We start from the raw sequence: 21,989 nt of genomic DNA, 5'->3' as shown, positions 1-21,989 counted from the left end.
TTCTCTACATCCCATGACCACCTTCGGTACACCCCTGTCTCCCCATGCCACCAAAGTTATGCTGCTGGGCTCCGGCGAGCTCGGCAAGGAGGTGTTGATCGCCTTGCAACGTCTTGGCGTGGAAACCACTGCGACCGACCGCTACGACAACGCACCCGGCCAGCAGGTGGCCCACCATGCGCGCACCATCACCATGAGTGATCCGGCCCAGCTCAAGGCCTTGATCGAAAAAGACCGGCCGCACTTGGTGGTGCCGGAAATCGAGGCGATTGCCACGCCCATGCTGGAAGAACTGGAAGCCGCCGGTGTGGTGCGTGTGGTACCCACGGCACGCGCCGCGCGCCTGACCATGGACCGCGAGGGCATTCGCCGCCTGGCTGCCGAAACGCTGGGCTTGCCCACCAGCCCCTATGTTTTTTGCGATTCGCTGGCCGAGCTTCAGGCGGCGATTGATAAAAAAGTCGGCTACCCCTGCGTGGTCAAACCGGTCATGAGTTCTTCCGGCAAGGGCCAGAGCAAGATCAGCAGCCCCGACGACGTGCACAAAGCCTGGGACTATGCCATGGCCGGTGGCCGCGTCAGCCACGGCCGTGTCATCGTCGAAGGTTTCATCGACTTTGACTACGAGATCACCCAGCTGACTGTGCGCGCCATGGGTGCCGATGGGCAAATCGAAACTCATTTCTGCGAACCCATAGGTCATGTGCAGGTCAGCGGCGATTACGTCGAGAGCTGGCAGCCGCAGCCCATGGCCCCGGCCGCGCTGCAAAAAAGCCGCGACATCTGCAAGGCCGTGACCGACAACCTCGGCATCGGCCACGACGGCCAGCCGGGCGGCCTCGGATTGTTTGGTGTCGAGCTGTTTGTCAAGGGCGACGAGGTCTGGTTCAGCGAGGTCAGCCCCAGGCCGCACGACACCGGCATGGTCACGATGTGTACGCAGTGGCAAAACGAGTTTGAGCTGCATGCCCGCGCCATCCTCGGCCTGCCGGTCAACACCGCACTGAAGAGCCCGGGCGCCAGCGCCGTGATTTACGGTGGTGTCGATGCCCAAGGCATTGTGTTTGACGGTGTCGCCGACGCCCTGCGTGTGCCAAACACCGACATCCGGCTGTTCGGCAAGCCCGAAAGTTTTGTCAAACGACGCATGGGTGTGGCGCTGGCGTTTGATAACGACGTGGCCGTGGCGCGCAGCAACGCCAAGCGGGCGGCGTCGCTGGTCAAGCCTCGATTGGCCTGAGCAGCCCCAGATTATTGGCAAAACAGGCTGCAGCCCTTTGTTGATATGCGCAAGCAGCTATAAAATTAATAGCGCTTAAAGCCTGCCTACTGAAAAGCCACTTCCGAGAAACTGCGCAGCTTGCGGCTGTGCAATTGGGTGCTGCCCTGCGCGCGCAGCAGCTCGATGGCCCGAATGCCGATGCGCAAGTGTTGGTCCACCCGTTCTCGGTAGAAATGGTTGGCCATGCCGGGCAGTTTGATCTCGCCGTGCAAGGGCTTGTCGCTGACACACAGCAGGGTGCCGTAGGGCACACGAAAGCGAAATCCGTTGGCGGCGATGGTGGCGCTTTCCATGTCCAGCGCCACCGCGCGGCTCTGGCTGAAGCGGCGCTGCGGCTGGTTGCCCGGCAGCAGCTCCCAGTTGCGGTTGTCGGTAGAGGCCACGGTGCCGGTGCGCATGATGCGTTTGAGATCAGGCCCCTCCAGCCGCGTCACGTCCTTGACCGCCCGCTCCAGCGCCACCTGAATTTCGGCCAGCGCGGGTATCGGCACCCACAGTGGCAATTCCTCGTCCAGCACATGGTCTTCGCGCACATAACCGTGGGCCAACACGTAGTCGCCGAGTTGCTGGCTATTGCGCAGGCCGGCGCAGTGGCCCAGCATGATCCAGGCATGCGGGCGCAGCACCGCGATGTGGTCGGTGATGTTCTTGGCATTGGCCGGGCCGACGCCGATGTTGACCATGGTAATGCCGCTGCGGTCGGCCCGCATCAGGTGGTAGGCCGGCATCTGCGGCAGCCGCGGCGGCGCCATGCCGAGTTCATCGCCGGCTACGGGCGCCAGGCCGGCCCGGCGAGTCACCACATTGCCAGGTTCGACAAAAGCGATGTATTCGCTGTCGGGTTTGGCCATCTCTTCATGGCCCAGGCGCACGAACTCGTCAATATAGAACTGGTAGTTGGTGTACAGCACGAAGTTCTGAAACCAGTGCGGCGAGGTGCCGGTGTAGTGGCGCAGGCGCTGCAGTGAATAGTCAACCCGCGCTGCGGTGAACAGCGACAGCGGCTGCGGTTCGCCCGGGCTGGCTTCGTAGGTGCCGTTGGCAATGCCGTCGTCCATGGCGGCCAGGTCCGGCAGGTCGAACACATCACGCATCAGCATGCGGCGCGCGGCGCTGAGGCTGCCTTCGATGTGGTCGTGTTCGGCAAACGAGAAATGAACCGGAATCGGCTGGGTGCTGGTGCCCACTTCCAGTTCGACCGAATGGTTTTGCAGCAGCAGCCGGAACTGCTCCAGGTAGTAGTTGCCGTACAGGTCGGGCCGGGTCAGTGTGGTCTCAAAACGGCCGGGGCCTGCGACAAAACCATAACTGAGCTGCTCGATGTCGGGCGTCTCCAGGGTGGCGCGTGCGACCGTCTCGGTATGAATACGGACAAAGGGGTAGCAGGCGCGCACATGACCCGGCAGGGTTTCGCCGGCCACGTAGCGGTGCATGGCGCCACGCAGGTGGGTGATCTGCTGGTCATAAATCAGGCGGACCTGCGCCAGCGCGGCGGCGGGGTCGGTGTAACGGGTGGGCGCGATGAAGGCGGGCAGGTAAGGCATGGGCTTATTGTGCCCCGCGCGGGTTCTGCGCGCGGGGCTGCAGACCGACAGCCTGTCAGCCTGCACCCTACATCAGCTTTGCATGGCCGCTGACTAGCCCAAATTTCACCGGGCTCCTACAGTCACAGCCATCAACACAACCAGCGACCCCCCCAACAGGAGCTGCCATGAGAGTCGATATCCCCCTCGCCAATCCGTTTGCACTGATGATGGCGCCCCAGCAGGTGCTGGAGGCGATGGAGAAATCGGATTCCCTGCGCCGGCTGCAGCACCAGGTTTTTCACCCGCTGGACACACGGGCCGCTTTCCAGGCCGATGCTGACTTGGCCGCATTTGATGCGGCCATCGAGCGCGCCAACATCGTCCTGCCGCCGGATTCCGACGAGCAGGCTTAAGCTTTCGCGGCCACCGCAGCCTTCACCGGCTCGCGCATGGTCACAAACTCTTCAGCCACCGTGGGGTGGATGCCGATGGTGCTGTCAAAAATGGCCTTGGTGGCACCGGCCTTCATCGCCACTGCAAACCCCTGAACAATTTCGCCGGCATCGGGGCCCACCATATGCAGGCCAACGACCTTGTCCGTCGCATCGTCCACCAGCAGCTTCATCAAGGTACGTTCACCGCTGCCGCTCAGTGTGTGTTTGAGCGCCTTGAAGTCGGCACGGAACACCGAGACCTTGCCAAACTCCTTGCGCGCATCGGCTTCCGAATACCCGACCGTGCCGATGTTCGGATGGGTAAACACCGCGGTCGGCACAAATTCATAACTCATGCTGCGCGGGTTTTTGCCAGCGGCAGCGCCCAGCAAATGGTCCACCACCACCATGGCCTCGCCCAGAGCCACCGGCGTGAGTTGCAGGCGTGCCGTGACATCGCCCAGTGCATACACCGAAGGCAGGGAGGTTTGGTAGTGGCGGTTGACCTCGACCGCACCCTTGGGATTGAGCGTGACGCCGGCTTCGGCCAGGCACAGCCCGCTGCTGTTGGGGACCCGGCCGGTGGCATACAGGACGGCATCGACCGTGAATGCACGGGCGTCAGCGCCTTTTAGCTCCACCCTCAGACCTTGCGCTGTTTTTGTGATGGCGGCCACTTCGCTGTTGAACTGCAGGTTCACGCCGCTGCGTGCCATTTCGCCGGCGATAAACGTACGCACGTCGTCGTCGAAGCCGCTGAGCAGTTTTTCGCCCCGATGCACCTGCGCGACTGCTGAGCCGAGGCCGTTGAAAATCGAGGCGAACTCGCAGGCGATGTAGCCGCCGCCCACTACCAGCAGGCGTTTCGGGAAGGGCGTCAGGTCGAACATGTGATCGGAAGTCACGATGTGTTCGCGTCCTTTCACTGCCGGCACGCTGGGGGTGCCGCCGGTGGCGATCAGGATGTTTTTGGCGGTATATGTTTTCTCTTCCACCTTCACGTTGTGTGCGTCCACCAGCGTGGCCCAGCCCGTGAGAATGGTGACGCCCGCGCCCAGCAGCAGTCCCTGGTAGATGCCGTTCAGACGCGTGATCTCCCGCGCGCGGTTGGCCTTGAGGACTTCCCAGTCGAAAATCGGCGCTTCACCGGCCCAGCCGAAGCCGTGCGACTCTTCAAAGGCTTCGGCGTAGTGCGCGGCGTAGCTGTAAAGTTTTTTCGGGATGCATCCGACGTTGACGCAGGTGCCGCCCATGGCCGCTACTTCGGCCAGCGCCACCCGCGCGCCGCGCTGCGCGGCCATGCGGGCGGCACGAACGCCACCGCTGCCGCCACCAATGACAAACAGGTCGAAGTCAAAATTTTGCATAAAAAGGTCTGGTTGGCCCGAATCGGGCGGATGTTGTCCGGCTGCGGCGTCTGTATGTGGAAGCCTCAGGGGTTCAAGAACAAAAAGGATAGCTGAAAGCGACCGCCATACCGGGGCGAAGGGCTGTTTTTGCTCTGAAAGCTGGCGGTGAAGGCCGTTGGCGAATAAGCACGGTTTGCTTTCGGCACAAAAAGGCTGCAGACTCGCTTTTATCGCCGCCACGCCCTTTCGGCCATTTTCCACATGACTCCGGTTTCTGCCTCATCTTTCCCAGCCTCCGCATTCGACGCTGAAATCGATGCATTCAAAGAGGTCTTGCTTGTCGGCGGCCTTGGCGCGGCCCTGGATTTTCTGAACACCCGCACGGACTACCGCTTTACCTTCATCTACAAGTCTGAGCCGCCGTTTGCGCGGCGCGTGCTGGTCCATGACCGGGAGCTCCTTTACATTCCGAGCCGCGAGCGGGTGCCTGTGGAGCAAACTTTTTTTAACTTCATGCTGACCGAGCCGGTGTTTGTCACCGCCGATGGCCTGCGCGATGAACGCAGTTGCCAACACCCTGGCCGCGCGCACTTCCGGGGGTTTTGCGGCGTTCAGCTGCTTCACTCCGACGGGCGGCACTACGGCTGGCTGGCCCACGCCAACCCTGGGGCGCTCGCCATTGCAGAACACGAGGCCGGTTTTTTGCGGCTTGTTGCTGTGCCCCTGATGCACCAGCTGGAGGCCATGACCCTGCCCTGAGCCGGTAAGGCTCAGCTCCGGGACTCCCGAAGTTCCTGCTTGATCCAGTCGATGAAGACCCGTGTGCGCATGGGCAGCAGCCGGGCATGCGGGTAGACCACATGGATGGGCCTGGTCGGCGGCTCGAAACTTTCGAGCACGATGCGCAACTGTCGGGTCTTCAGGAAGGGCGCGACCTGGTAGCAGAAGAACATGCCAACACCCGCGCCGGCGGCGCAGGCCGCCACCGCCGGCGCGTTCTGATTGAATTCCAGGTTGCCGTTGACGCTCAGGCGCAGCGGTTTGCCGTGGTCCATGAACGGCCCCCAGCTTGGCGCGTGGTCGCTGACGCGCACGCAATTGGCCTTGAGCAAATCTTTCGGATGCTGCGGTTCACCGTGGCGTTTGAGCCAAGCGGGGCTGGCCACCACCACACGCCGGATCTGGCCTACCGGCTGCGCCACCAGCGTGGAATCGTCGAGCGTACCTATGCGTATGCCGACGTCGATGCCTTCCTCGAGCAGGTTGACCACGCGGTCCAGCAGCACCACGCTGCAGCGCATCTTGTCGTACTTCTGGACAAAACGTGTGACGGCGGGCGCCACATGCATTTGCCCGAACAGCATGGGCGCGGTAATGGTGAGCTGGCCGGCCGGCTCTGCAGAGTCTGCCGACAGGGCCGATTCCGCGTCATCCAGCGCGGCCAGTATCTGCCGGCAACTGGCCAGGTGCCGTCGGCCCTCATCGGTCAGCGAAATGCGGCGGGTGGTGCGGTTGAACAGGCGCACACCCAACTGCGCCTCGTAGCCAGCGAGAATGCGCACCATTGCGGGCAGTGAAGATTCCATGACCCGGGCCGCAGCGGTCAGGCTGCCTTCGTCGGCGATGTGGATGAAGGCCTGCATGGCGCGCAGTTTGTCCATGGCTGCATGGTAAACCAACTCATCCGTTAAGTGGAAGAGTTAAATCCATCTTGAGGTATTTATTCAGGATATCGAATCAAACAAAATTCAGGGCTTCTTCACAACTTCGAAAGCCCCCGCATGAACTCAGGAACCGTCCCCGCTGCTTTTCCCGCGCAGCCCATCAAGCTTTACGGTGCTGCCATCTCGGGCCATTCCCACCGCGTGGCACTGTTTCTTTCATTGCTGGGCCTTCCCTTCGAGGCCATTGACATCGATCTGGTGGCGAAGGAGCACAAGACGCCGGGGTTCCTCGCCATGAATCCTTTCGGCCAGGTTCCGGTGATGGCAGATGGCGACATTCTGCTGGCCGACTCCAATGCCATCCTGGTGTACCTGGCCGGCCGTTATGCGCCTGAGCCGGACAGCTGGCTGCCGAGCGACCCGTTGGCCGCAGCGCGCGTGCAGCGCTGGCTGTCGGTGGCCGCCGGCCCCCTGGCTTTCGGGCCCTCGCTTGCCCGGGTGGGCGAGCTGTTCAAGCGGCCGGCCAGTCCGGACGCGATTGAGCGTTCACATGCGCTGTTCGCGGTGATGGAGCAGCATCTGGCAACTTCCCACTTCCTGGCCGGCGCCACGCCGACCCTGGCCGACATCGCCAACTACAGCTATGTCGCGCGTGCGCCGGAGGGCCGGGTGTCGCTGGAGCCCTATCCCCAGTTGCGCGCCTGGCTGGCACGTATGGAGGCCCTGCCCGGTTTTGTACCCATGGTTCAAACGCCGGTGGGTTTGTCGGCGCCAGCGGCATGACCTCCCCCGTTTTTCACGAAGGCGAACGCGCCCTGCAGGCGCGTGCCGGCGTAGAGGCCCGCATGACGCAGCTCGGCCCACGCGTGATCCGCGACTTCATGCCGGAGCAGCACCGCGAGTTTTTCGCGCAACTGCCTTTTGTGATTGCCGGCACGGTGGATGCGCAGGGCCAGCCCTGGGCGTCGGTGCTGGCCCGGCCGCCAGGCTTTTTGCATTCGCCGCATCCGCAGCGTCTGGACGTCAAGACAACGCCGCTGCCCGGCGATCCGCTGGAAGTGACACTGGCTGAGGGCGCGCCTATCGGCTTGCTGGGGCTGGAGCCGCACACGCGGCGGCGCAATCGCATGAACGGCAGCGTTCGTCATGTGAAGGCTTCGGGCTTTTCGGTGGAAGTCAGCCAGAGTTTTGGCAATTGCCCCAAGTACATCCAGGCGCGTGAGCCGGTGTACCTGCAAGGCGACGGCGCTGCGCCGGTAATGCACGAGTCGCGGCAACTGGACGAGGCGGCGCGCCGCATCATCACTGCCGCAGATACGTTTTTCATCGCCACTGCCTATGCCGGCGACAGCGCGAAGGCGTGGCATGCCGGTGGGGTCGATGTGTCGCACCGCGGGGGCAAGCCCGGCTTTGTGCAGCTGGACGGGAACGCTGTGCTGACGGTGCCGGACTACGTTGGCAACTATTTCTTCAACACCCTGGGCAATATCGCAGTCGATCCGCGCGCCGGCCTGCTGTTTATAGATTTTGAGAAGGGCGACCTGTTGTACCTCGCGGTCGCAGCGAGCATCATTTGGGACGGCCCCGACCTGCGGGAATTTGAAGGCGCCCAGCGCCTGCTCCGCACGCAGGTGCTGTCGATGCGGCGCGTCGAGGGTGTGTTGCCATTGCGCTGGGGGCCGGCCGAGTTGTCGCCCTATCTCCCTGGCCGGGATTGACGGTAGTGGCTGGCCCATTCGGCGCTGGCCACACAGATGGCCAGCCAGGCCGTGCCCGATGCAAAACCGGCCAGCACATCGGTGGCGAAATGCACCTGCAAAAAGATCCGGCTGCAGCCCACGCTGAAGGCCGTGGCTGCGGCCAGCAGCACCAGCGGCAGGCTGGCCCGCCGGGCCAGCGCCGGTGGCAGGCTGCGCAGCAGCACATAGGCCAGCATGCCGTAAAGCACGACGGCGCCCGAGCTGTGGCCGCTCGGGAAGCTCCAGCCCCCGGCCTGGACCGGTCCGTCCTCGTGCAGCGGCCGGGTCCGGGCAAACACTGCCTTGAGTGTGGTGTTGAGCAGGGCGTTGCCGCTGATGGTGAGCACCCAGGCTAGCGCCAGCCAGCGCCGCCCGTGCAGCAGCAGCAGGGCCGCGACGACGATGCACACCACGCTCAGTGTGGCGGTATCACCGAGCCGGGTGATCCAGGCAAAGGCCTGCAGTGCCCAAGCGGGCGTGTGTTCACGCACCGCATCCGAGAAAAACTGATCGAGTTGACCGACGCGTGCACCGTCGCCCAGCTTCTCGGCGATGCCGGCAAACAATGCGGCGCCGGCCACCAGCGCTGCAAACCCTGCTACCAGGCGGATCAGCAGGTAAACCCCGGGGCCCAGGGGGCTGGTCTCGCGCGGCAGTGCATACCGCTGCGCCAGCCACCACAGGGTGGTGACCCATGGCATCAGCAGGACCAGAAGCACGGCAAACAGCAGCAGGGCGTGGGCGCCCAGGGTCTGGACCAGCGCGGCGGAAAAATCGGTGGTGGGCATGGTGGCACCCAGCTTAAGGCCTGTGCGCCTCGCCGATCCCGTCAGGCAGCGATGGCGAGTTGTCGATCAGGAGATTTGCTATCAATAAAGTAGCTGTCTGTCCATGCAGGACGGGAGCTGGGTGCTCATTTGATTCATATTTCCCGGAATCACCGGCGGCACGCCGCCTGCACCCACCTGGGCCTTGCGGCAGGCGCCGACCTGTCTGAAGCGACCCAGCGCCGATAATCACCCCATGACTTCTTCCCCCCCGACCTCCGGCGCAGCAAGCGCTGACTTCAGCTCGCTGCCGCTGAATCCTGCGATGCAGGCCAATCTCAAAACCCTCGGTTACCTGGCCATGACGCCGATCCAGGCGGCCAGCCTGCCGCTGGCACTGGCCGGCAAGGACATCATCGCGCAGGCCAAAACCGGCAGCGGCAAGACCGCTGCGTTTGCCATTCCCCTGCTGGCAAATCTCAACGCGCGGCGTTTTGCGGTGCAGGCCATGGCGCTGTGCCCGACACGCGAGCTGGCCGATCAGGTGGCTACCGAAATCCGCCGCCTGGCGCGGGCCGAAGAAAACATCAAGGTGGTGGTGCTGTGCGGTGGTGTGCCGCTGCGCAACCAGACCGCCAGCCTGGAAAACGGCGCGCATATCGTGGTGGGCACGCCCGGCCGCATCATGGATCATCTGGCCCGCGGCCACCTGACGCTGGAGGCCCTGAATACGCTGGTGCTGGACGAAGCCGACCGCATGCTGGACATGGGCTTTTTCGAGGACATTGTTACCGTGGCCAAACAGTGCCCGAAAGAGCGGCAGACCCTGCTGTTTTCGGCGACTTACCCGGAAGGCATTGCGAAAATCAGCCAGCAGTTCATGAAGAGCCCGCAAACCATCACGGTCCAGGCGCAGCATGAAAAAACCAAGATCCAGCAGCGCTGGTACCAGGTGCCCGACAGCGAGCATGACGAGGCCCGACTCGGCGCCGTGGCGCAGGTGCTGCGTCACTTCCGCCCGGCCAGCACGCTGGCGTTTTGCAACACCAAGTCGCAGTGCCGCGCACTCGTGGCCTATCTGAAAGAACAGGGTTTCAGTGCGCTGGCACTGTTTGGTGAGCTGGAGCAGCGCGAGCGCGACCAGGTGCTGGTGCAGTTTGCCAATCGCAGTTGTTCGGTGCTGGTAGCCACCGATGTGGCGGCACGCGGCCTGGACATCGCGCAGCTCGCCATGGTGATCAATGTGGACGTGACGCCTGACGCCGAAGTGCACATCCACCGCATAGGCCGCACTGGCCGCGCTGATGAAGAGGGCTGGGCCATCAGCCTGGCCAGCATGGACGAAATGGGTTACGTCGGCAAGATCGAGGTGCTGCAGAAAGCCGAGTCCGAATGGCACAAGCTCAGCGAGCTCACGCCGGCCAGCAACGAACCGTTGCTGCCGCCCATGGTGACGCTGCAGATCGTCGGTGGCCGCAAGGAAAAAATCCGCGCCGGCGACGTGCTGGGCGCGCTGACCGGCGCTGCCGGCAATGTGCCGCCCTTCACGCGAGAGCAGGTCGGCAAGATCAATGTCAACGAGTTCTCCACCTATGTCGCCGTGGACCGCATGATTGCCAGCCAGGCGCAGCAAAAGCTGGCCAATGGCGGTGTCAAGGGTAAAAGTGTCAAGGTGCGTTTCATGGACGAGGCTTGATCCACGTTTGAGCACGAAATTGGGCCTCAGCCCATACTGGACGGGTGCATACAGCTATCGAAAGAGGAGCAATCGAGGTCCCGCGGGTTTGAAGCTCTGTCTGTAGGTGGATGTGCTGCGTGCGTGTCAGGTTGGGCGGCGGCTGATCATGGGGCACTGCCGCGAGTTGCATGCAGGGTCTTTGGAAGTCTTCACAATCCACGATGGCGGGTGATGCCCGGCTTCGCATGCAGGACCCCTGCTCCCACGCCTTACCCCTTTCAGTTTTCGCAGCCTGCGTCCGCCGGCTGCAGCACCCTTTCAGGACACCATCATGGTCAGGCTTAAATTTTCAATTGAACTCGCTTACCAGGTGGCCGATACTGGCTGCGATTTTGTGTTCAACATCCACGCCGCGCAGACGCGCCAGCAGACCGTGCTGCACGAAACCCTGGGTATCAGCCAGGTTTTGCAGCCCGATATTTACACCGACGCGACAAACCACAACCGCTACCTGCGGCTTCACGCCGCACCGGGCCCGCTGACGGTAAATTACGCCGCGACAGTGGACGTGCACCACTTCCGCGAGTTGCCCGACAACCTGCCAGAGATCAACGTGCTGCAACTGCCCGGTCAGGTGCTGTCTTACCTGTACCCCAGCCGGTATTGCCAGTCGGACAGGCTGCACCGCCTCGCAGTCAAGGAGTTCGGCCACCTGCGCCAGGGTTACAGCCGGGTGCAGGCGATTCGCGACTGGGTCAACCAGCGTGTGACCTTCACCTCCAACAGCTCGACCGGCTACACCACCGCAGTGGACACGCTGATCGACGAGGCCGGCGTTTGCCGCGATTTTGCGCACCTCATGATTGCGCTTTGCCGCGCGGTCAACATCCCTGCACGTTTTGTCAGCGGTATCGATTACGGCGCGGACCCCGCTTTGGGTCCGACCGACTTCCACGCCTATGTCGAGGTGTATGTAGGTCACCGCTGGTATATGTTCGACCCTTCAGGCACGGCGATTCCGATGGGTTTTGTGCGTTTTGCCACTGGCCAGGATGCCGCATCCGCAGCGTTCGCCACCATGTTCGGTGGCGTCAGCTCCTCGGCGCCAGTGATCAGCATCGAGGCCCTGCCGGATGACAGCGGCAACCTGGTGCTGCCGGAACACGTCACTGATGCCCTCTCTACCGCGGGCATTGAAGATTAATGCCCCCACGCTCGCTCACTGGCGTGTAGCTCGCTGCCCCCCGAGGGGGCTGTGCTGATTGGGGCGGCCCTGCGCTGCGCAAGGCCACGCTCGGAGCCCGCTTTAGTTTTCGGGCGCTGCCGCAGTGCGCCGGCGCCGCTCTATGTAAGCCTGCACTTCACCAACCACGCCTTTGCGGAAGGAAAGCACGCAGATCACAAAAATCACGCCGATGATGACCGTGACCCAGGAGCCGACCTTGTCAGCCAGCAGGTTCTGCAGTGAGATCACGATGCCCGCGCCGAACACCGGACCGAAGAAGGTGCCGACGCCGCCCAACAGCGTCATCAGGATCACCTCGCCCGACATGGACCAGTGCACGTCCGACAGAGTGGCGAAACCCATAACCAGCGTTTTCAGTGAACCCGCCAGACCGGTCAGTCCTGCTGACAGCACAAAGGCCAGCAGCTTGTAGCGGTCCACGTTGTAGCCCAGGGAAATTGCGCGAGGCTCGTTTTCGCGGATCATCTTGAGCACCTGCCCGAAAGGCGAGGTCACGATGCGCGAGATTCCGAGAAAACAGCCCACCACCACCGCGAGCACGAAGTAGTACATGCTGGTGTCCGAGGCCAGGGGCAGCAGGCCGAACAGGCTACCGCGCTGCACCCCCTGCAAGCCGTCCTCACCACCGGTGAAAGGCGCCTGCAGGCACAGGAAAAACACCATCTGGGCCAGCGCCAGCGTGATCATGGCGAAGTAGATGCCCTGGCGCCGGATCGCGATCGCGCCGAATACCAGGCCCAGCAGCACCGCCGACACCACACCGGCGAGGATGCCCAGTTCTGGCGACCAGCTCATGGCCTTGATGAACCAGCCAGTGACATAGGCCGCGAAGCCGAAGAAAGCCGCATGCCCGAAAGACAGCAGACCGGTGAAGCCCAGCAGCAGGTTGAAGGCGCAAGCGAACAGTGCGAAGCACAGCAGCTTCATCACAAACACCGGGTACAGCCCCATCAGCGGCGAAACCAGCAGCAGGACCAGGATGGCCAGGTAGGTGAAACGGGTCAGTTTGTTGTTGCTATTCATTTTTACGAGCCTGCGAGCGACGGGGAGTATTTGCAAGCCGGGGCCGCGGAACTGGCTTTGCCAGGCCGCAGGCGCAGCGCCCCCTCGGGGGGCAGCGAACCACACGAAGTGGGGAGCGTGGGGGCTGTCATGCTTCTTTGCCGAACAGGCCTGCCGGTCGCAGCATCAGCACGATGACCATGATGATAAAGACCACGATGCTGGATGCCTCGGGGTAAAAAACACGCGTCAGCCCTTCGACCACACCCAGGCCCAGTCCGGTGATCACAGATCCCAGGATGGAGCCCATGCCGCCGATGACCACCACCGCGAAGACCACGATAATCAGGTTGGAGCCCATCAGTGGATTGACCTGGATGATGGGTGCGGCCAGCACACCCGCCAATCCGGCCAGTGCGGCGCCGGCGCCGTAGGTCAACATCACCATCAGCGGCACGTTGACACCAAAGGCCTGCACCAGCTTGGCGTTTTCGGTGCCGGCCCGGAGATAGGCCCCCAGCCGGGTGCGCTCGATCAGATACCAGGTTCCCAGGCAGACCACCAGCGACGCCAGCACGACAAAGGCGCGGTAGTTCGGCAGGACCATGAAGCCGAGGTTGGTGGCGCCTGACAGCAGGTCGGGCACCGGGTAGGACTGGCCGGACACGCCGTACTGTTCGCGCAACACGCCTTCAAAGATCAGCGCCAGACCGAAGGTCAGCAGCAGGCCGTACAGCGGGTCCAGCCCGTACAGGTGCTTGAGAAAAAGCCGCTCGATGACCACGCCGAGGACGCCAACGGCGAGCGGGGCAAGGATCAGAGCGAACCAGAAATTCACGGCCCATTTGTCGAGCATGATCCAGGCGGCGAACGCGCCCAGCATGTACAGTGCGCCATGCGCGAAGTTGACGACGTCCAGCAGGCCGAAAATGACCGCCAGGCCGAGGCTGAGCATGGCGTAAAACGCGCCGTTGACCAGGCCCAGCATGAGCTGGCCGAGGAAGGCTTGATGGGGAATGCCGAATATTTCCATGAGAGTCGTTGTTCTTGCCTGCGTTGCAGCCGGCCACCGGCCGGCTGCCTGTCACCTCGTTGTGATTACTTCTTGATCAGCGAGCACTTGGACTCGGCAACCGTGGTGAAGGCTTGCGCGCCGGGAACCTTGGCCACCATCTTGTAGTAGTCCCACGGTGTGGTCGATTCCTTGCTGCCCTTGACCTGAAACAAATACATGTCGTGGATCATGCGGCCGTCGGCGCGGATCTTGCCTTTGCTGTAGAAATCATTGGCGCCGGTTTTCTTCATCTCCGCCATGACCTTGTCGGCGTCGGTCGAGCCGACGGTCTTCACCGCGTTCAGGTAGGTCGTCGCGGCAGAATAGTCAGCCGCCTGCAGGCTCGAAGGCATGCGCTTGTATTTGTCGAAGAACCGCTTGGCGAAGGCACGGGATGCGTCGTCCTGGTTCCAGTACCAGCTATCGGCCAGTTGCAGGCCTTCGGTGTTGGACAGGCCAAGGCTGTGCACGTCGTTGATAAACACCAGCAGACCGGCGATCTTCATGGTTTTGTTGATGCCGAATTCCTTGGCCGCCTTCATCGAGTTGGTGAAGTCGCCGCCGGCGTTCGCCAGACCGAGGATTTGGGCCTTGGACGACTGGGCCTGCAGCAGGAAGGAGGAGAAGTCAGACGCGTTCAGCGGATGCCGTACCGCGCCAGCCACGGTGCCGCCGTTGGCCTTGACCACATTGGATGAATCGCTTTCCAGCGAGTGTCCGAAAGCGTAGTCGGCCGTCAGGAAGAACCAGTTCTTGTTGCCAGCCTGAACCAGGGCGGTGCCGGCGACCTTCGCAAGCGCGACGGTGTCGTAGGCGTAGTGGACTGTGTAAGGCGAGCAGGCTTCATTGGTCAGGCGTGCCGAGCCAGCGCCGACCACGATGAAGGGGCGTTTCTTTTCCAGCGCTACCTGGGCCATGGCCAGCGCGGTGCCGGAGCTGGTGCCGCCGATGAGCATGGACAAGCCGTCTTTGTCGATCCATTCGCGGGCCTTGGAGCTGGCCACGTCGGCCTTGTTCTGGTGGTCGGCGGTCAGCACTTCGATCGGTCGATTCAGCACTTTGCCGCCGAAGTCCTGCACCGCCCACTTGATCATTTCGCCGCCAGCCGGGCCGTCGATGTCGGCATACAGGCTGGACATGTCTGTGATGAAGCCGATCTTCACGGGGCCGGTGTTCGTCTGGGCGACGGCTGCGATGCTACCGAGGCCGAGGGCCATCGCGGCGACTAGGATGTTGAGTTTCATGGGGTCTCCTTGGGTTGTGGTCGAAAGCGGTAAAAATTCTTTTGTGGATGGCCAGGCGCCTGTCAGACGCCGAGGTATTCCTGAAGCATGCCCATGTTCTGGGTCAGCTCGTTCTGGGCAAACTGCTTGACGATGGTGCCGTGCTCCATCACGTAAAAGCGGTCGGCCAGTGGCGCAGCAAAGCGAAAGTTCTGCTCGACCAGGACGATGGTGTAACCCCTGGCCTTGAGCGCGAGGATCATTTCGCCGAGTTTTTGCACAATCACGGGCGCCAGGCCTTCGGAAATTTCGTCGAGCAGCAGCAGGCGGGCGCCGGTGCGCAAAATGCGTGCGACCGCCAGCATCTGCTGCTCGCCGCCTGATAGCCGCGTGCCGGGGCTGGACGCGCGCTCCTTCAGATTGGGGAACATGTCGTAGATCTCGTCCAGGCTCATGCCGCCCGGGGCTATGGTCGGCGGCAGCATCAGGTTTTCCTCGGCTGTCAGGCTGGCGAAGATGCCGCGTTCTTCCGGGCAATAACCGACGCCCAGGCGCGCCACCTTGTGCGGTGCCAGCTTGATGGTTTCCTCGCCCTGGATGCGGATCGAGCCCTTGCGCGTGCCGGTAAGTCCGACGATGGCGCGCATGGTGGTGGTGCGGCCCGCGCCGTTGCGGCCCAGCAGCGTGACCACTTCACCCTCGTGCACCGTCAGGTTGACGCCGTGCAGCACATGCGACTCGCCGTACCAGGCATGCAGGTCCTCGATTTTCAAAAATTCTTTGGTCATCAGTGCGCTCCCTGCAACTCGGTGTTGGCACTGCCCATGTAGGCTTCGATGACGAGCGGGTTTTTCGACACCTCGGCATAGGGGCCGTCGGCGATGATGGCGCCGCGCTGCAGCACTGTGATGCGGTCGGCGATCGAGGCCACCACGTTCATGTTGTGCTCCACCATCAGGATGGTGCGACCGGCAGAGACCTGCTTGATCAGTTGTGTCACGCGGTCCACGTCTTCGTGACCCATGCCCTGGGTCGGCTCGTCGAGCAGCATGAGCTCGGGTTCCAGCGCCAGCGTGGTGGCCAACTCCAGCGCGCGCTTGCGGCCGTAGGGCAGGTTGACGGTCAGTTCCTCGGCAAAATCCTGCAGATCCACCTCGGCCAGCAACTGGCGGGCGCGCTCGTGCAGGTGAAACAGCGTGCTTTCGGCCTTCCAGAAATGAAATGAGGTGCCGAGGTTGCGCTGCAACGCAGCGCGCACGTTCTCGAGGACGGTCATGTGAGGGAATACGGCCGAAATCTGGAAAGAGCGCACGATGCCGCGCCGCGCGGTCTGGGCCGGCTGCTCGGTTGTGATGTCAGTGCCATTGAAAAGAATCGTGCCCGTGGTCGGGTGCAGGAATTTGGTCAACAGGTTGAAGAAGGTGGTCTTGCCGGCACCGTTGGGACCGATCAGCGCGTGGATGTGTCCGCGCTGGACTTTCAGGTCCACCTGGTTGACAGCCACGAATCCCTTGAATTCCTTGGTCAAACCCTGCGTTTCAAGAATGAACTCCGCTGACAAATTGATCTCCGGCTGCTGTCGTTGAACGGACAAGCGCAAGCCCGTCCGCGAGAAGGACTGATGCTATCGAGTCGCCTTGCTCGACGTGAGCGGGTTAGGACTTAGGTAGTTTTACGTGCCGCCCTACGTCCCGTTTGATCAATACGCTGCAGTGTGGGCGGATGTGTTTTCTCCGCTCACTTTGCACCGCAAGTTGACACCGCCAGATGTCAAAAAAGGTAAGGACCAGCCATTTGCGCCGGCCAGTATGTCTCAGCGCGCGTGCGTGACACCGCCATCGACCACCAATGTGGAGCCGACGACGTAGTCGCCGGCGCGGGACGCCAGGTAAATTGCAGCGCCGGCCATGTCGGCGTCTTCACCCACACGCCCGGCCGGCACGCGTGCGGCCACCGCCTCCTCGTGATCGCGCGCGTCTTTGTTCATGTCAGAGGCGAAAGCACCCGGTGCAATCGCCGTCACGACGATGTTGTCCTCGATCAGGCGCAGCGCCATGCGGCGTGTCAACTGAATCAGGCCGGCCTTGCTGGCCGCGTAGGAGTAGGTTTCCATCGGGTTGACCGAAATACCGTCGATGGAGGCGATGTTGATGACTTTGGCCGGTCGCTGTGCCGCGCCTTTGCGCAGCAGCGGGGCCAGCGCCTGGGTCAGGAAGAAGGGTGTCTTGAGGTTCAGGTCCACCACCTTGTCCCAGCCGTTTTCCGGGAACTCGTCAAAGGGCGCACCCCAGGCTGCGCCGGCGTTGTTGACCAGGATGTCCAACTGGCTTTCATGTTTTGAAAATGCGTTGACCAGCCCGGCAATGCCTTCAGGCGTGGACACGTCGGCCGGCAAAGAGACGCAATGCCCCAAGCTGGCAAGTTCTTTGGCAGTCTGGTCGCAGGCTGCGGCTTTTCGTGCCGAAATGTAAACCCGCGCGCCCTGCGCCAGAAACCCGGCAGCAATCATGCGGCCTATGCCGCGCGAGCCGCCGGTGATCAGCGCGGTGCGGCCCTTCAGGGAAAAGAGATCTTGCATGGGTGTGCTCCTGGGAATGTGAGGCCAGATGTCAGCCCGATGCGGCGCAGCTTAGCGTGGATGGACCGGCCGGCCGGTCACCTGCGTGTCTGGGGGCAGCGTGCCGGTCTATCGTGCGGGATGCCCGCAAAATAGTTAAGAAAAAGGCCAGTAGCCCTTGCTCTTTATGCGAGAGTAGCTATCAAAACGAGAGCATTTCGGGCAGTGCCACCCTGCTGCAGCGGACAGTCGCGAATGCGGGTTTCTCCTACAGCGCTGCTGTCGCACCGCGTTAAGGTGGGGTGTCCAGCAAGCGTAAAGGAGCAAGCATGCGAGTGGATATTTACCGCCGGGCCGAATCGGGCCACCGTTTTTCCTATCTGGCCGTTCCCGAAGGCCGGGTGATCCCCGAGGAGGCGACCAACACCGACTGGGAGACAGAGGCGCGCGGACTGGAAGGCGGCGCCCAAGCCGAACAGATGGACAAATACGCGATTGCCAAGCTGGAGCAGCAGATCAACGAGAAAGGTTATGCCATCACCAGCGTGAACGCCCGGGTGGACGCCGGCGACTGAGCACTCTCAGTCTTGGCTGCTGTCTGCCGCTGCGGCGCGCAGCTTGTCCTTCTTGCTGGGGCGTTTGCCCTTGATGCCGCCAGTGGACGGTGCAACCGGCTCTGCGGGCGTACCGGGGGCGGTTTGCAGCGGCTCAAAACCCTCGACCTGCTCCAGCGGCAGGCTCACGCCTTGGCGTTTTTCGATCAGGCGGAAATGCGCTTCTGTATTCGTGCTGACAAAACTCAGGGCTAGGCCGCTTTCACCGGCGCGGCCGGTGCGGCCAATTCGGTGGATGTAGTCTTGCGCCGAGCGCGGCAGGTCGTAGTTGACGACCACCGGCAACTGCGCGATGTCAATGCCGCGCGAGGCCACGTCGGTGGCGACCACCACCTTGAGCCGAGACGCCTTGAAGTCGGCCAGCACTTGCGTACGTTTGCCCTGGCTCAGCTCGCCATGAAAGGGCTCGGCATAAATCCTGGCCTTGCGCAACTTGTCAGCAACAATTTCAGCGGCATGTTTGGTCGCGACAAACACCAGCACCCGGCGCCAGGCGTTTTGCGTGATCAGGTGCCTGAGCAACTGCGTGCGCCTGCCCGCATCAACCGCGATGGCGCGCTGCGTGATGTCGGGTTCGCCCTCCGGCTCCGCCGGCGCATCGATGTGCACGGGGTCGCGCAGCAACTCATTGGCCAGCGCCTGCACGGCGGGTGGAAAGGTTGCCGAGAAAAACAGGTTTTGCCGCCGCGCGGGAAGCAACGCGAGAATGCGGCCCAGCTCATCGGCAAAGCCCAAGTCCAGCAGGCGGTCGGCCTCGTCGAGCACCAGCGCCGCCACGTGCGACAGCACCACCGCGTTGTGGTCAGCCAGGTCCAGCAGCCGGCCCGGCGTGGCCACCACGATGTCGGCACCGCCGCGCAAATTCATCATCTGCGGGTTGATGGACACACCGCCAAAAACAATGGCCACCTTCTGCGCCTGCGGCAAATGCTGGCCCAGGCTGCGGATTTCCTCGCCGACCTGCGCTGCCAGCTCGCGCGTAGGCACCAGCACGAGCAGGCGCACACGACGTGGCTTCTCGCTGTTCGCTTGCTGCAGCAGCTGCAGCAGCGGCAGGGCAAAGGCAGCTGTTTTGCCCGAGCCGGTCTGCGCCGAGGCCAACACATCGCGGCCTTGCAGCACGGCTGGAATTGCGACCGCCTGGATGGCCGTGGGGGCCAGGTAAGCCCGGGCGTCGACGGCGCGCAGCAGGGCGGGGGACAGCCCCAGAGAGGAAAATGGCATGAACAGGGCTTTAAGGGAGGGCAGTGATTGGGTTCAGACACTGCAGCCCTGCAGTTTAAGCCCCTCAGCCCGGGGTCCGGCAGGGCAAGCCGCATAATCGACACATGGCGATCCGGCTCTTTTCAGGGGCAGGCGCCGACCGACTTCAAGGCATCCGTGAAAAAGACATTCAAGCTCAACATCGAAGGAAAAAACCGCGACCGCGTGCTGGACGCGGTCAAACACGACATCCGCAAATACGTCAAGCGGCAACGCCGCGTAGCGTTGCCCGAGGGCGTGGATTTCTGGGACTTCGACTGCCGCTTCGGCGCCAGCGAGGAGACAGCCACGGTGGTGCACTTCGCGACCATCCTGCCGCTGGTCGATGCCGCCGCCAAAGAGGGTGCTGATGCGTTTTACCTCGAGTTGCTGGCCAAAGAGGGCCGGCGCACGCACCGCCCGCGTCTGTTGGAAGCGGAGAGTGGCGGCGAGGCGTCCCCGCAGGATCCCGAACCCGGCGAATGAGCCTGCAGTTCCTCGAATTCGATTACAGCGAGGATCCCCAGGGCAGCGGAAGCTTTGATGCCATGGCCTCGGTGCGGCCGGCGCAACTGGCAGCGCTGCGTGCTGAAATCGCTGAGGTGCTGGAATGGGCCGAAACCACGTTTTCCGGACAGCGCGGGCCGCTCGACGACGGCGGCGAATGGGATGTCGACCTGCATGAGCGGGTTGATGGTGCATCACCGCCTTGGCATGTGCTGACCCTGTGCATCAGCGGTAACGCGTCTTTTTGCGCGGCCTTCGGGCAGCGCTTTGGCCTGGAAGAGAGCTTTTAGGGCTGCTGCAAATCCAGCGCGTCAAACACCCGCATCGCCGCCCAGGCGTCGTTGGCCGCATAGACCAGCTGGCTCTCGCTGAGCTGGCGATTGGCCCAGTTGGATGTTGTGGCCTTTTTTGATTTCATGAAGCGGCGATTGAACAGCACCGCGACCGCACCGCGCACGCCGATCTCCTTCGCATAGCCCTTTTTACGGAAGACAAGGTTCAGGTCCAGCACATTGCGCGGCTCCACGCCCAGTGTGCGGCGGATCTGCGTGTGGTCACCGGCCAGGCCGAAGCCGACCTTGACGATGTGTTCTGCCTCCAGCAGGGCAGCAACGACCTCGCGGCAACGCGCATCGAAGAGCTGGAACACCCATGCCTTGTCCAGAGTGGACAGCTGGACCACATGCGGACCCTCCGACACCTGGTCGCGAAAAAAAGTGGGCTTGGATTCGGTGTCGAAACCGAGTGCGCTGCAGCCCGACAGGAACTTCCAGGCGTCTTCGGCCTGCCCAGCGGTGGCGACCAGCACGATGTCGGTCAAGCCCAGACGCTCCAGCGGCTCGAGCAACGCGAGCTCGTCGCGGGTCGGCGAGGCGAATTGCGGCATGTCAGTGCAGGGCGGTGTCGACCACGCTGGGGATGGTGGTGGCCGGTGGCGTGTTGCGGCTGCGTCCGCAGCGCACGATACCGTCAATCATCACCATGCCCACGCCGGGAATGTCACCGAGCTGCACGCTGTCGAGCAGGTCGCGGCCGGCCGTGTGTTGTGCCCGGTCCATGAACACGAAGTCGGCATCACGCCCGACCTCGATCAGGCCGCAGTTGAGCTTGCGGATCCGTGCGGTGTTGCCGGTGGCAAAACAAAAGGCCAGTTCGGCCGGGATGTTGCCCAGGCCGGACAGCAGGGAGATCAGCCTGAGCATGCCCAGCGGCTGCACGCCCGAGCCGGCGGGCCCGTCGGTACCCAGAATCACGCGGTGCGGGCATTTGAGCTGCAGCGCGGCCTGCGCCGCCGCAATCGCCACCTTCTCATTGCCGTTATGCACGATTTCAATCGCGCGCGAGGATTTTTCGCAGAGTTCACAGACATGTTGCTCGGACAGCGCGGTGTGCCCGCCATTGATGTGGCCGATCACATCGGCATCGGCTTCCAGCACCACGTCCTTGTCGATCAGGCCTGAGCCCGGAATCGACGGTCCGCCGGTGTGGATGGTGCTCTGGATACCGTACTTGCGCGCCCAGGCCACCATCTCCTTGGCTTCGTAGCCAGCCTTGACCGAACCCAGGCCAACTTCACCAAGCAGGCCCACGCCGGCCTCGGCCAGCTCCTTGAAGTCCTGCTCGACCATGCCCTTTTCAAGGATGGGCGCGCCAGCCAGCACCTTGACGCCGCCGGGGCGGAAGTTGTCGAAGGCACGCTGCGCGGTGATGGCCAGGGCCTTCAGGCCAACGATGTCCTTGGGCCGGCCCGGCAGGTGCACCTCGCCAGCCGAGATCATGGTGGTCACACCGCCGTGCATGGTCGAATCGATCCAGCCGATCTGGTTTTGCCGCGGCGTCCAGTCGCCGAAGACCGGGTGCACATGGCTGTCGATCAGGCCAGGTGCGACACAGGTCTGGTGTGCGTCTATGGTGGTGTGGGCGCGCGCCGTGTCGCAATCCTTGGCCTTGCCGACGGCGACGATCAGGCCGTCGTTGACGACGATGGTATCGGCGTCAAGTATGGGATGGTCGATGTCGCCCGACAGCAGCAAGCCGATGTTGGTGATGACCACTTTGCCTGACTTGCCGCTTGCTGCTGCTTCTGCCATGGGGTAACTTTCGAA

The 21,989-nt window shown here is 62.9% G+C and carries 23 protein-coding genes; 10 read left to right on the top strand and 13 right to left on the bottom strand.

Annotated features, from left to right (window positions below):
* Positions 1-13: 13 nt before the first annotated feature.
* A complete protein-coding gene (purT, locus tag H0W47_RS03120) occupies positions 14-1,240 on the top strand; it encodes a formate-dependent phosphoribosylglycinamide formyltransferase (RefSeq protein WP_296920571.1) in 1,227 nt (408 codons plus the stop codon).
* An 86-nt stretch (positions 1,241-1,326) separates the two neighbouring features.
* Here the strand turns inward: purT and H0W47_RS03115 are convergent, their stop codons facing one another.
* Entirely contained in the window at positions 1,327-2,826 is a 1,500-nt protein-coding gene (locus H0W47_RS03115; protein ID WP_296920568.1) for an AMP nucleosidase, read from the bottom strand.
* Positions 2,827-2,993: 167 nt separating this feature from the next.
* On the opposite strand from H0W47_RS03115, the gene H0W47_RS03110 reads away from it, so the two are divergent.
* Entirely contained in the window at positions 2,994-3,221 is a 228-nt protein-coding gene (locus H0W47_RS03110) for a hypothetical protein (protein ID WP_296920566.1), read from the top strand.
* Here H0W47_RS03110 and gorA read toward each other — a convergent pair.
* Complete coding sequence (gorA, locus tag H0W47_RS03105; protein WP_296920563.1) at positions 3,218-4,609, bottom strand: glutathione-disulfide reductase; 1,392 nt, start codon at positions 4,607-4,609, stop codon at positions 3,218-3,220. The two genes, H0W47_RS03110 and gorA, sit on opposite strands and share 4 nt — an antisense overlap.
* Positions 4,610-4,852: 243 nt before the next feature.
* On the opposite strand from gorA, the gene H0W47_RS03100 reads away from it, so the two are divergent.
* Entirely contained in the window at positions 4,853-5,350 is a 498-nt protein-coding gene (locus H0W47_RS03100; RefSeq protein ID WP_296920561.1) for a hypothetical protein, read from the top strand.
* A gap of 11 nt (positions 5,351-5,361) precedes the next feature.
* On the opposite strand, the gene H0W47_RS03095 is transcribed toward H0W47_RS03100, so the two are convergent.
* Positions 5,362-6,252 (bottom strand): LysR family transcriptional regulator, encoded by an 891-nt coding sequence (locus tag H0W47_RS03095; protein ID WP_296920557.1) that lies wholly within the window; start codon positions 6,250-6,252, stop codon positions 5,362-5,364.
* A gap of 120 nt (positions 6,253-6,372) precedes the next feature.
* Here H0W47_RS03095 and H0W47_RS03090 point away from each other — a divergent pair, with 120 nt between their 5' ends.
* Together H0W47_RS03090 and H0W47_RS03085 are read left to right on the top strand one after the other, a co-directional pair.
* Complete coding sequence (locus H0W47_RS03090; RefSeq protein WP_296920554.1) at positions 6,373-7,038, top strand: glutathione S-transferase family protein; 666 nt, start codon at positions 6,373-6,375, stop codon at positions 7,036-7,038.
* Positions 7,035-7,973 carry a pyridoxamine 5'-phosphate oxidase family protein gene (locus H0W47_RS03085; RefSeq protein WP_296920553.1) on the top strand — a complete coding sequence of 313 codons (939 nt, stop codon included), beginning with the start codon at positions 7,035-7,037 and terminating at the stop codon, positions 7,971-7,973. Before H0W47_RS03090 ends, H0W47_RS03085 begins: the two co-directional genes overlap by 4 nt.
* Here H0W47_RS03085 and H0W47_RS03080 read toward each other — a convergent pair.
* Complete coding sequence (locus H0W47_RS03080) at positions 7,952-8,782, bottom strand: phosphatase PAP2 family protein (protein ID WP_296920550.1); 831 nt, start codon at positions 8,780-8,782, stop codon at positions 7,952-7,954. The two genes, H0W47_RS03085 and H0W47_RS03080, sit on opposite strands and share 22 nt — an antisense overlap.
* Before the next feature lie 235 nt (positions 8,783-9,017).
* On the opposite strand from H0W47_RS03080, the gene dbpA reads away from it, so the two are divergent.
* Positions 9,018-10,457 carry an ATP-dependent RNA helicase DbpA gene (dbpA, locus tag H0W47_RS03075; RefSeq protein WP_296920548.1) on the top strand — a complete coding sequence of 480 codons (1,440 nt, stop codon included), beginning with the start codon at positions 9,018-9,020 and terminating at the stop codon, positions 10,455-10,457.
* A 313-nt stretch (positions 10,458-10,770) separates the two neighbouring features.
* Positions 10,771-11,643: a transglutaminase family protein gene (locus H0W47_RS03070; RefSeq protein ID WP_296920545.1), complete on the top strand. Its 873-nt coding sequence runs from the start codon at positions 10,771-10,773 to the stop codon at positions 11,641-11,643.
* A gap of 102 nt (positions 11,644-11,745) precedes the next feature.
* On the opposite strand, the gene H0W47_RS03065 is transcribed toward H0W47_RS03070, so the two are convergent.
* The 6 genes from H0W47_RS03065 to H0W47_RS03040 form a co-directional block, all read right to left on the bottom strand.
* Positions 11,746-12,708: a branched-chain amino acid ABC transporter permease gene (locus tag H0W47_RS03065; RefSeq protein WP_296920543.1), complete on the bottom strand. Its 963-nt coding sequence runs from the start codon at positions 12,706-12,708 to the stop codon at positions 11,746-11,748.
* A gap of 127 nt (positions 12,709-12,835) precedes the next feature.
* Positions 12,836-13,720 (bottom strand): branched-chain amino acid ABC transporter permease, encoded by an 885-nt coding sequence (locus tag H0W47_RS03060; RefSeq protein ID WP_296920541.1) that lies wholly within the window; start codon positions 13,718-13,720, stop codon positions 12,836-12,838.
* A 65-nt stretch (positions 13,721-13,785) separates the two neighbouring features.
* Entirely contained in the window at positions 13,786-14,985 is a 1,200-nt protein-coding gene (locus H0W47_RS03055) for an ABC transporter substrate-binding protein (RefSeq protein ID WP_296920538.1), read from the bottom strand.
* 62 nt (positions 14,986-15,047) lie between these two features.
* On the bottom strand, positions 15,048-15,752 hold the full coding sequence (locus tag H0W47_RS03050; protein ID WP_296920535.1) for an ABC transporter ATP-binding protein: 705 nt from the start codon (positions 15,750-15,752) through the stop codon (positions 15,048-15,050).
* A complete protein-coding gene (locus H0W47_RS03045; RefSeq protein ID WP_296920616.1) occupies positions 15,752-16,525 on the bottom strand; it encodes an ABC transporter ATP-binding protein in 774 nt (257 codons plus the stop codon). The genes H0W47_RS03050 and H0W47_RS03045 overlap by 1 nt, the downstream gene beginning before the upstream one ends.
* Before the next feature lie 252 nt (positions 16,526-16,777).
* Positions 16,778-17,542: an SDR family oxidoreductase gene (locus tag H0W47_RS03040; RefSeq protein WP_296920531.1), complete on the bottom strand. Its 765-nt coding sequence runs from the start codon at positions 17,540-17,542 to the stop codon at positions 16,778-16,780.
* A 308-nt stretch (positions 17,543-17,850) separates the two neighbouring features.
* Here H0W47_RS03040 and H0W47_RS03035 point away from each other — a divergent pair, with 308 nt between their 5' ends.
* The gene (locus H0W47_RS03035; RefSeq protein WP_296920528.1) at positions 17,851-18,096 is read left to right on the top strand and encodes a DUF6139 family protein; all 246 of its coding nucleotides are present in this window, start codon (positions 17,851-17,853) and stop codon (positions 18,094-18,096) included.
* 6 nt (positions 18,097-18,102) lie between these two features.
* On the opposite strand, the gene H0W47_RS03030 is transcribed toward H0W47_RS03035, so the two are convergent.
* Complete coding sequence (locus tag H0W47_RS03030; RefSeq protein ID WP_296920526.1) at positions 18,103-19,359, bottom strand: DEAD/DEAH box helicase; 1,257 nt, start codon at positions 19,357-19,359, stop codon at positions 18,103-18,105.
* A gap of 156 nt (positions 19,360-19,515) precedes the next feature.
* Here H0W47_RS03030 and H0W47_RS03025 point away from each other — a divergent pair, with 156 nt between their 5' ends.
* Positions 19,516-19,863: a DUF6172 family protein gene (locus H0W47_RS03025; protein WP_296920523.1), complete on the top strand. Its 348-nt coding sequence runs from the start codon at positions 19,516-19,518 to the stop codon at positions 19,861-19,863.
* On the top strand, positions 19,860-20,174 hold the full coding sequence (locus H0W47_RS03020) for a hypothetical protein (RefSeq protein WP_296920521.1): 315 nt from the start codon (positions 19,860-19,862) through the stop codon (positions 20,172-20,174). The genes H0W47_RS03025 and H0W47_RS03020 overlap by 4 nt, the downstream gene beginning before the upstream one ends.
* Here the strand turns inward: H0W47_RS03020 and H0W47_RS03015 are convergent.
* Positions 20,171-20,770, bottom strand: a complete 600-nt coding sequence (locus H0W47_RS03015; protein WP_296920518.1) for a 3'-5' exonuclease — start codon at positions 20,768-20,770, stop codon at positions 20,171-20,173. The two genes, H0W47_RS03020 and H0W47_RS03015, sit on opposite strands and share 4 nt — an antisense overlap.
* A gap of 1 nt (position 20,771) precedes the next feature.
* The gene (locus H0W47_RS03010; RefSeq protein WP_296920515.1) at positions 20,772-21,974 is read right to left on the bottom strand and encodes an amidohydrolase family protein; all 1,203 of its coding nucleotides are present in this window, start codon (positions 21,972-21,974) and stop codon (positions 20,772-20,774) included.
* Positions 21,975-21,989 lie beyond the last annotated feature (15 nt).

This window comes from Polaromonas sp., assembly GCF_013817205.1.
Lineage (GTDB): Bacteria > Pseudomonadota > Gammaproteobacteria > Burkholderiales > Burkholderiaceae_C > Polaromonas.
This window is presented reverse-complemented; position numbering and strand designations above follow the sequence as displayed.

Bases quoted from the DNA above. Each gene is read 5' to 3' on its own strand.
- H0W47_RS03060 (WP_296920541.1), bottom strand. From the start codon at position 13,720: ATGGAAATATTCGGCATTCCCCATCAAGCCTTCCTCGGCCAGCTCATG.
- dbpA (WP_296920548.1), top strand. From the start codon at position 9,018: ATGACTTCTTCCCCCCCGACCTCCGGCGCAGCAAGCGCTGACTTCAGC.
- H0W47_RS03065 (WP_296920543.1), bottom strand. From the start codon at position 12,708: ATGAATAGCAACAACAAACTGACCCGTTTCACCTACCTGGCCATCCTG.
- H0W47_RS03090 (WP_296920554.1), top strand. From the start codon at position 6,373: ATGAACTCAGGAACCGTCCCCGCTGCTTTTCCCGCGCAGCCCATCAAG.
- H0W47_RS03095 (WP_296920557.1), bottom strand. From the start codon at position 6,252: ATGGACAAACTGCGCGCCATGCAGGCCTTCATCCACATCGCCGACGAA.
- H0W47_RS03110 (WP_296920566.1), top strand. From the start codon at position 2,994: ATGAGAGTCGATATCCCCCTCGCCAATCCGTTTGCACTGATGATGGCG.
- gorA (WP_296920563.1), bottom strand. From the start codon at position 4,609: ATGCAAAATTTTGACTTCGACCTGTTTGTCATTGGTGGCGGCAGCGGT.
- H0W47_RS03035 (WP_296920528.1), top strand. From the start codon at position 17,851: ATGCGAGTGGATATTTACCGCCGGGCCGAATCGGGCCACCGTTTTTCC.
- H0W47_RS03055 (WP_296920538.1), bottom strand. From the start codon at position 14,985: ATGAAACTCAACATCCTAGTCGCCGCGATGGCCCTCGGCCTCGGTAGC.
- H0W47_RS03010 (WP_296920515.1), bottom strand. From the start codon at position 21,974: ATGGCAGAAGCAGCAGCAAGCGGCAAGTCAGGCAAAGTGGTCATCACC.
- H0W47_RS03050 (WP_296920535.1), bottom strand. From the start codon at position 15,752: ATGACCAAAGAATTTTTGAAAATCGAGGACCTGCATGCCTGGTACGGC.
- H0W47_RS03015 (WP_296920518.1), bottom strand. From the start codon at position 20,770: ATGCCGCAATTCGCCTCGCCGACCCGCGACGAGCTCGCGTTGCTCGAG.
- purT (WP_296920571.1), top strand. From the start codon at position 14: ATGACCACCTTCGGTACACCCCTGTCTCCCCATGCCACCAAAGTTATG.
- H0W47_RS03030 (WP_296920526.1), bottom strand. From the start codon at position 19,359: ATGCCATTTTCCTCTCTGGGGCTGTCCCCCGCCCTGCTGCGCGCCGTC.
- H0W47_RS03100 (WP_296920561.1), top strand. From the start codon at position 4,853: ATGACTCCGGTTTCTGCCTCATCTTTCCCAGCCTCCGCATTCGACGCT.
- H0W47_RS03040 (WP_296920531.1), bottom strand. From the start codon at position 17,542: ATGCAAGATCTCTTTTCCCTGAAGGGCCGCACCGCGCTGATCACCGGC.
- H0W47_RS03080 (WP_296920550.1), bottom strand. From the start codon at position 8,782: ATGCCCACCACCGATTTTTCCGCCGCGCTGGTCCAGACCCTGGGCGCC.
- H0W47_RS03085 (WP_296920553.1), top strand. From the start codon at position 7,035: ATGACCTCCCCCGTTTTTCACGAAGGCGAACGCGCCCTGCAGGCGCGT.
- H0W47_RS03070 (WP_296920545.1), top strand. From the start codon at position 10,771: ATGGTCAGGCTTAAATTTTCAATTGAACTCGCTTACCAGGTGGCCGAT.
- H0W47_RS03020 (WP_296920521.1), top strand. From the start codon at position 19,860: ATGAGCCTGCAGTTCCTCGAATTCGATTACAGCGAGGATCCCCAGGGC.
- H0W47_RS03115 (WP_296920568.1), bottom strand. From the start codon at position 2,826: ATGCCTTACCTGCCCGCCTTCATCGCGCCCACCCGTTACACCGACCCC.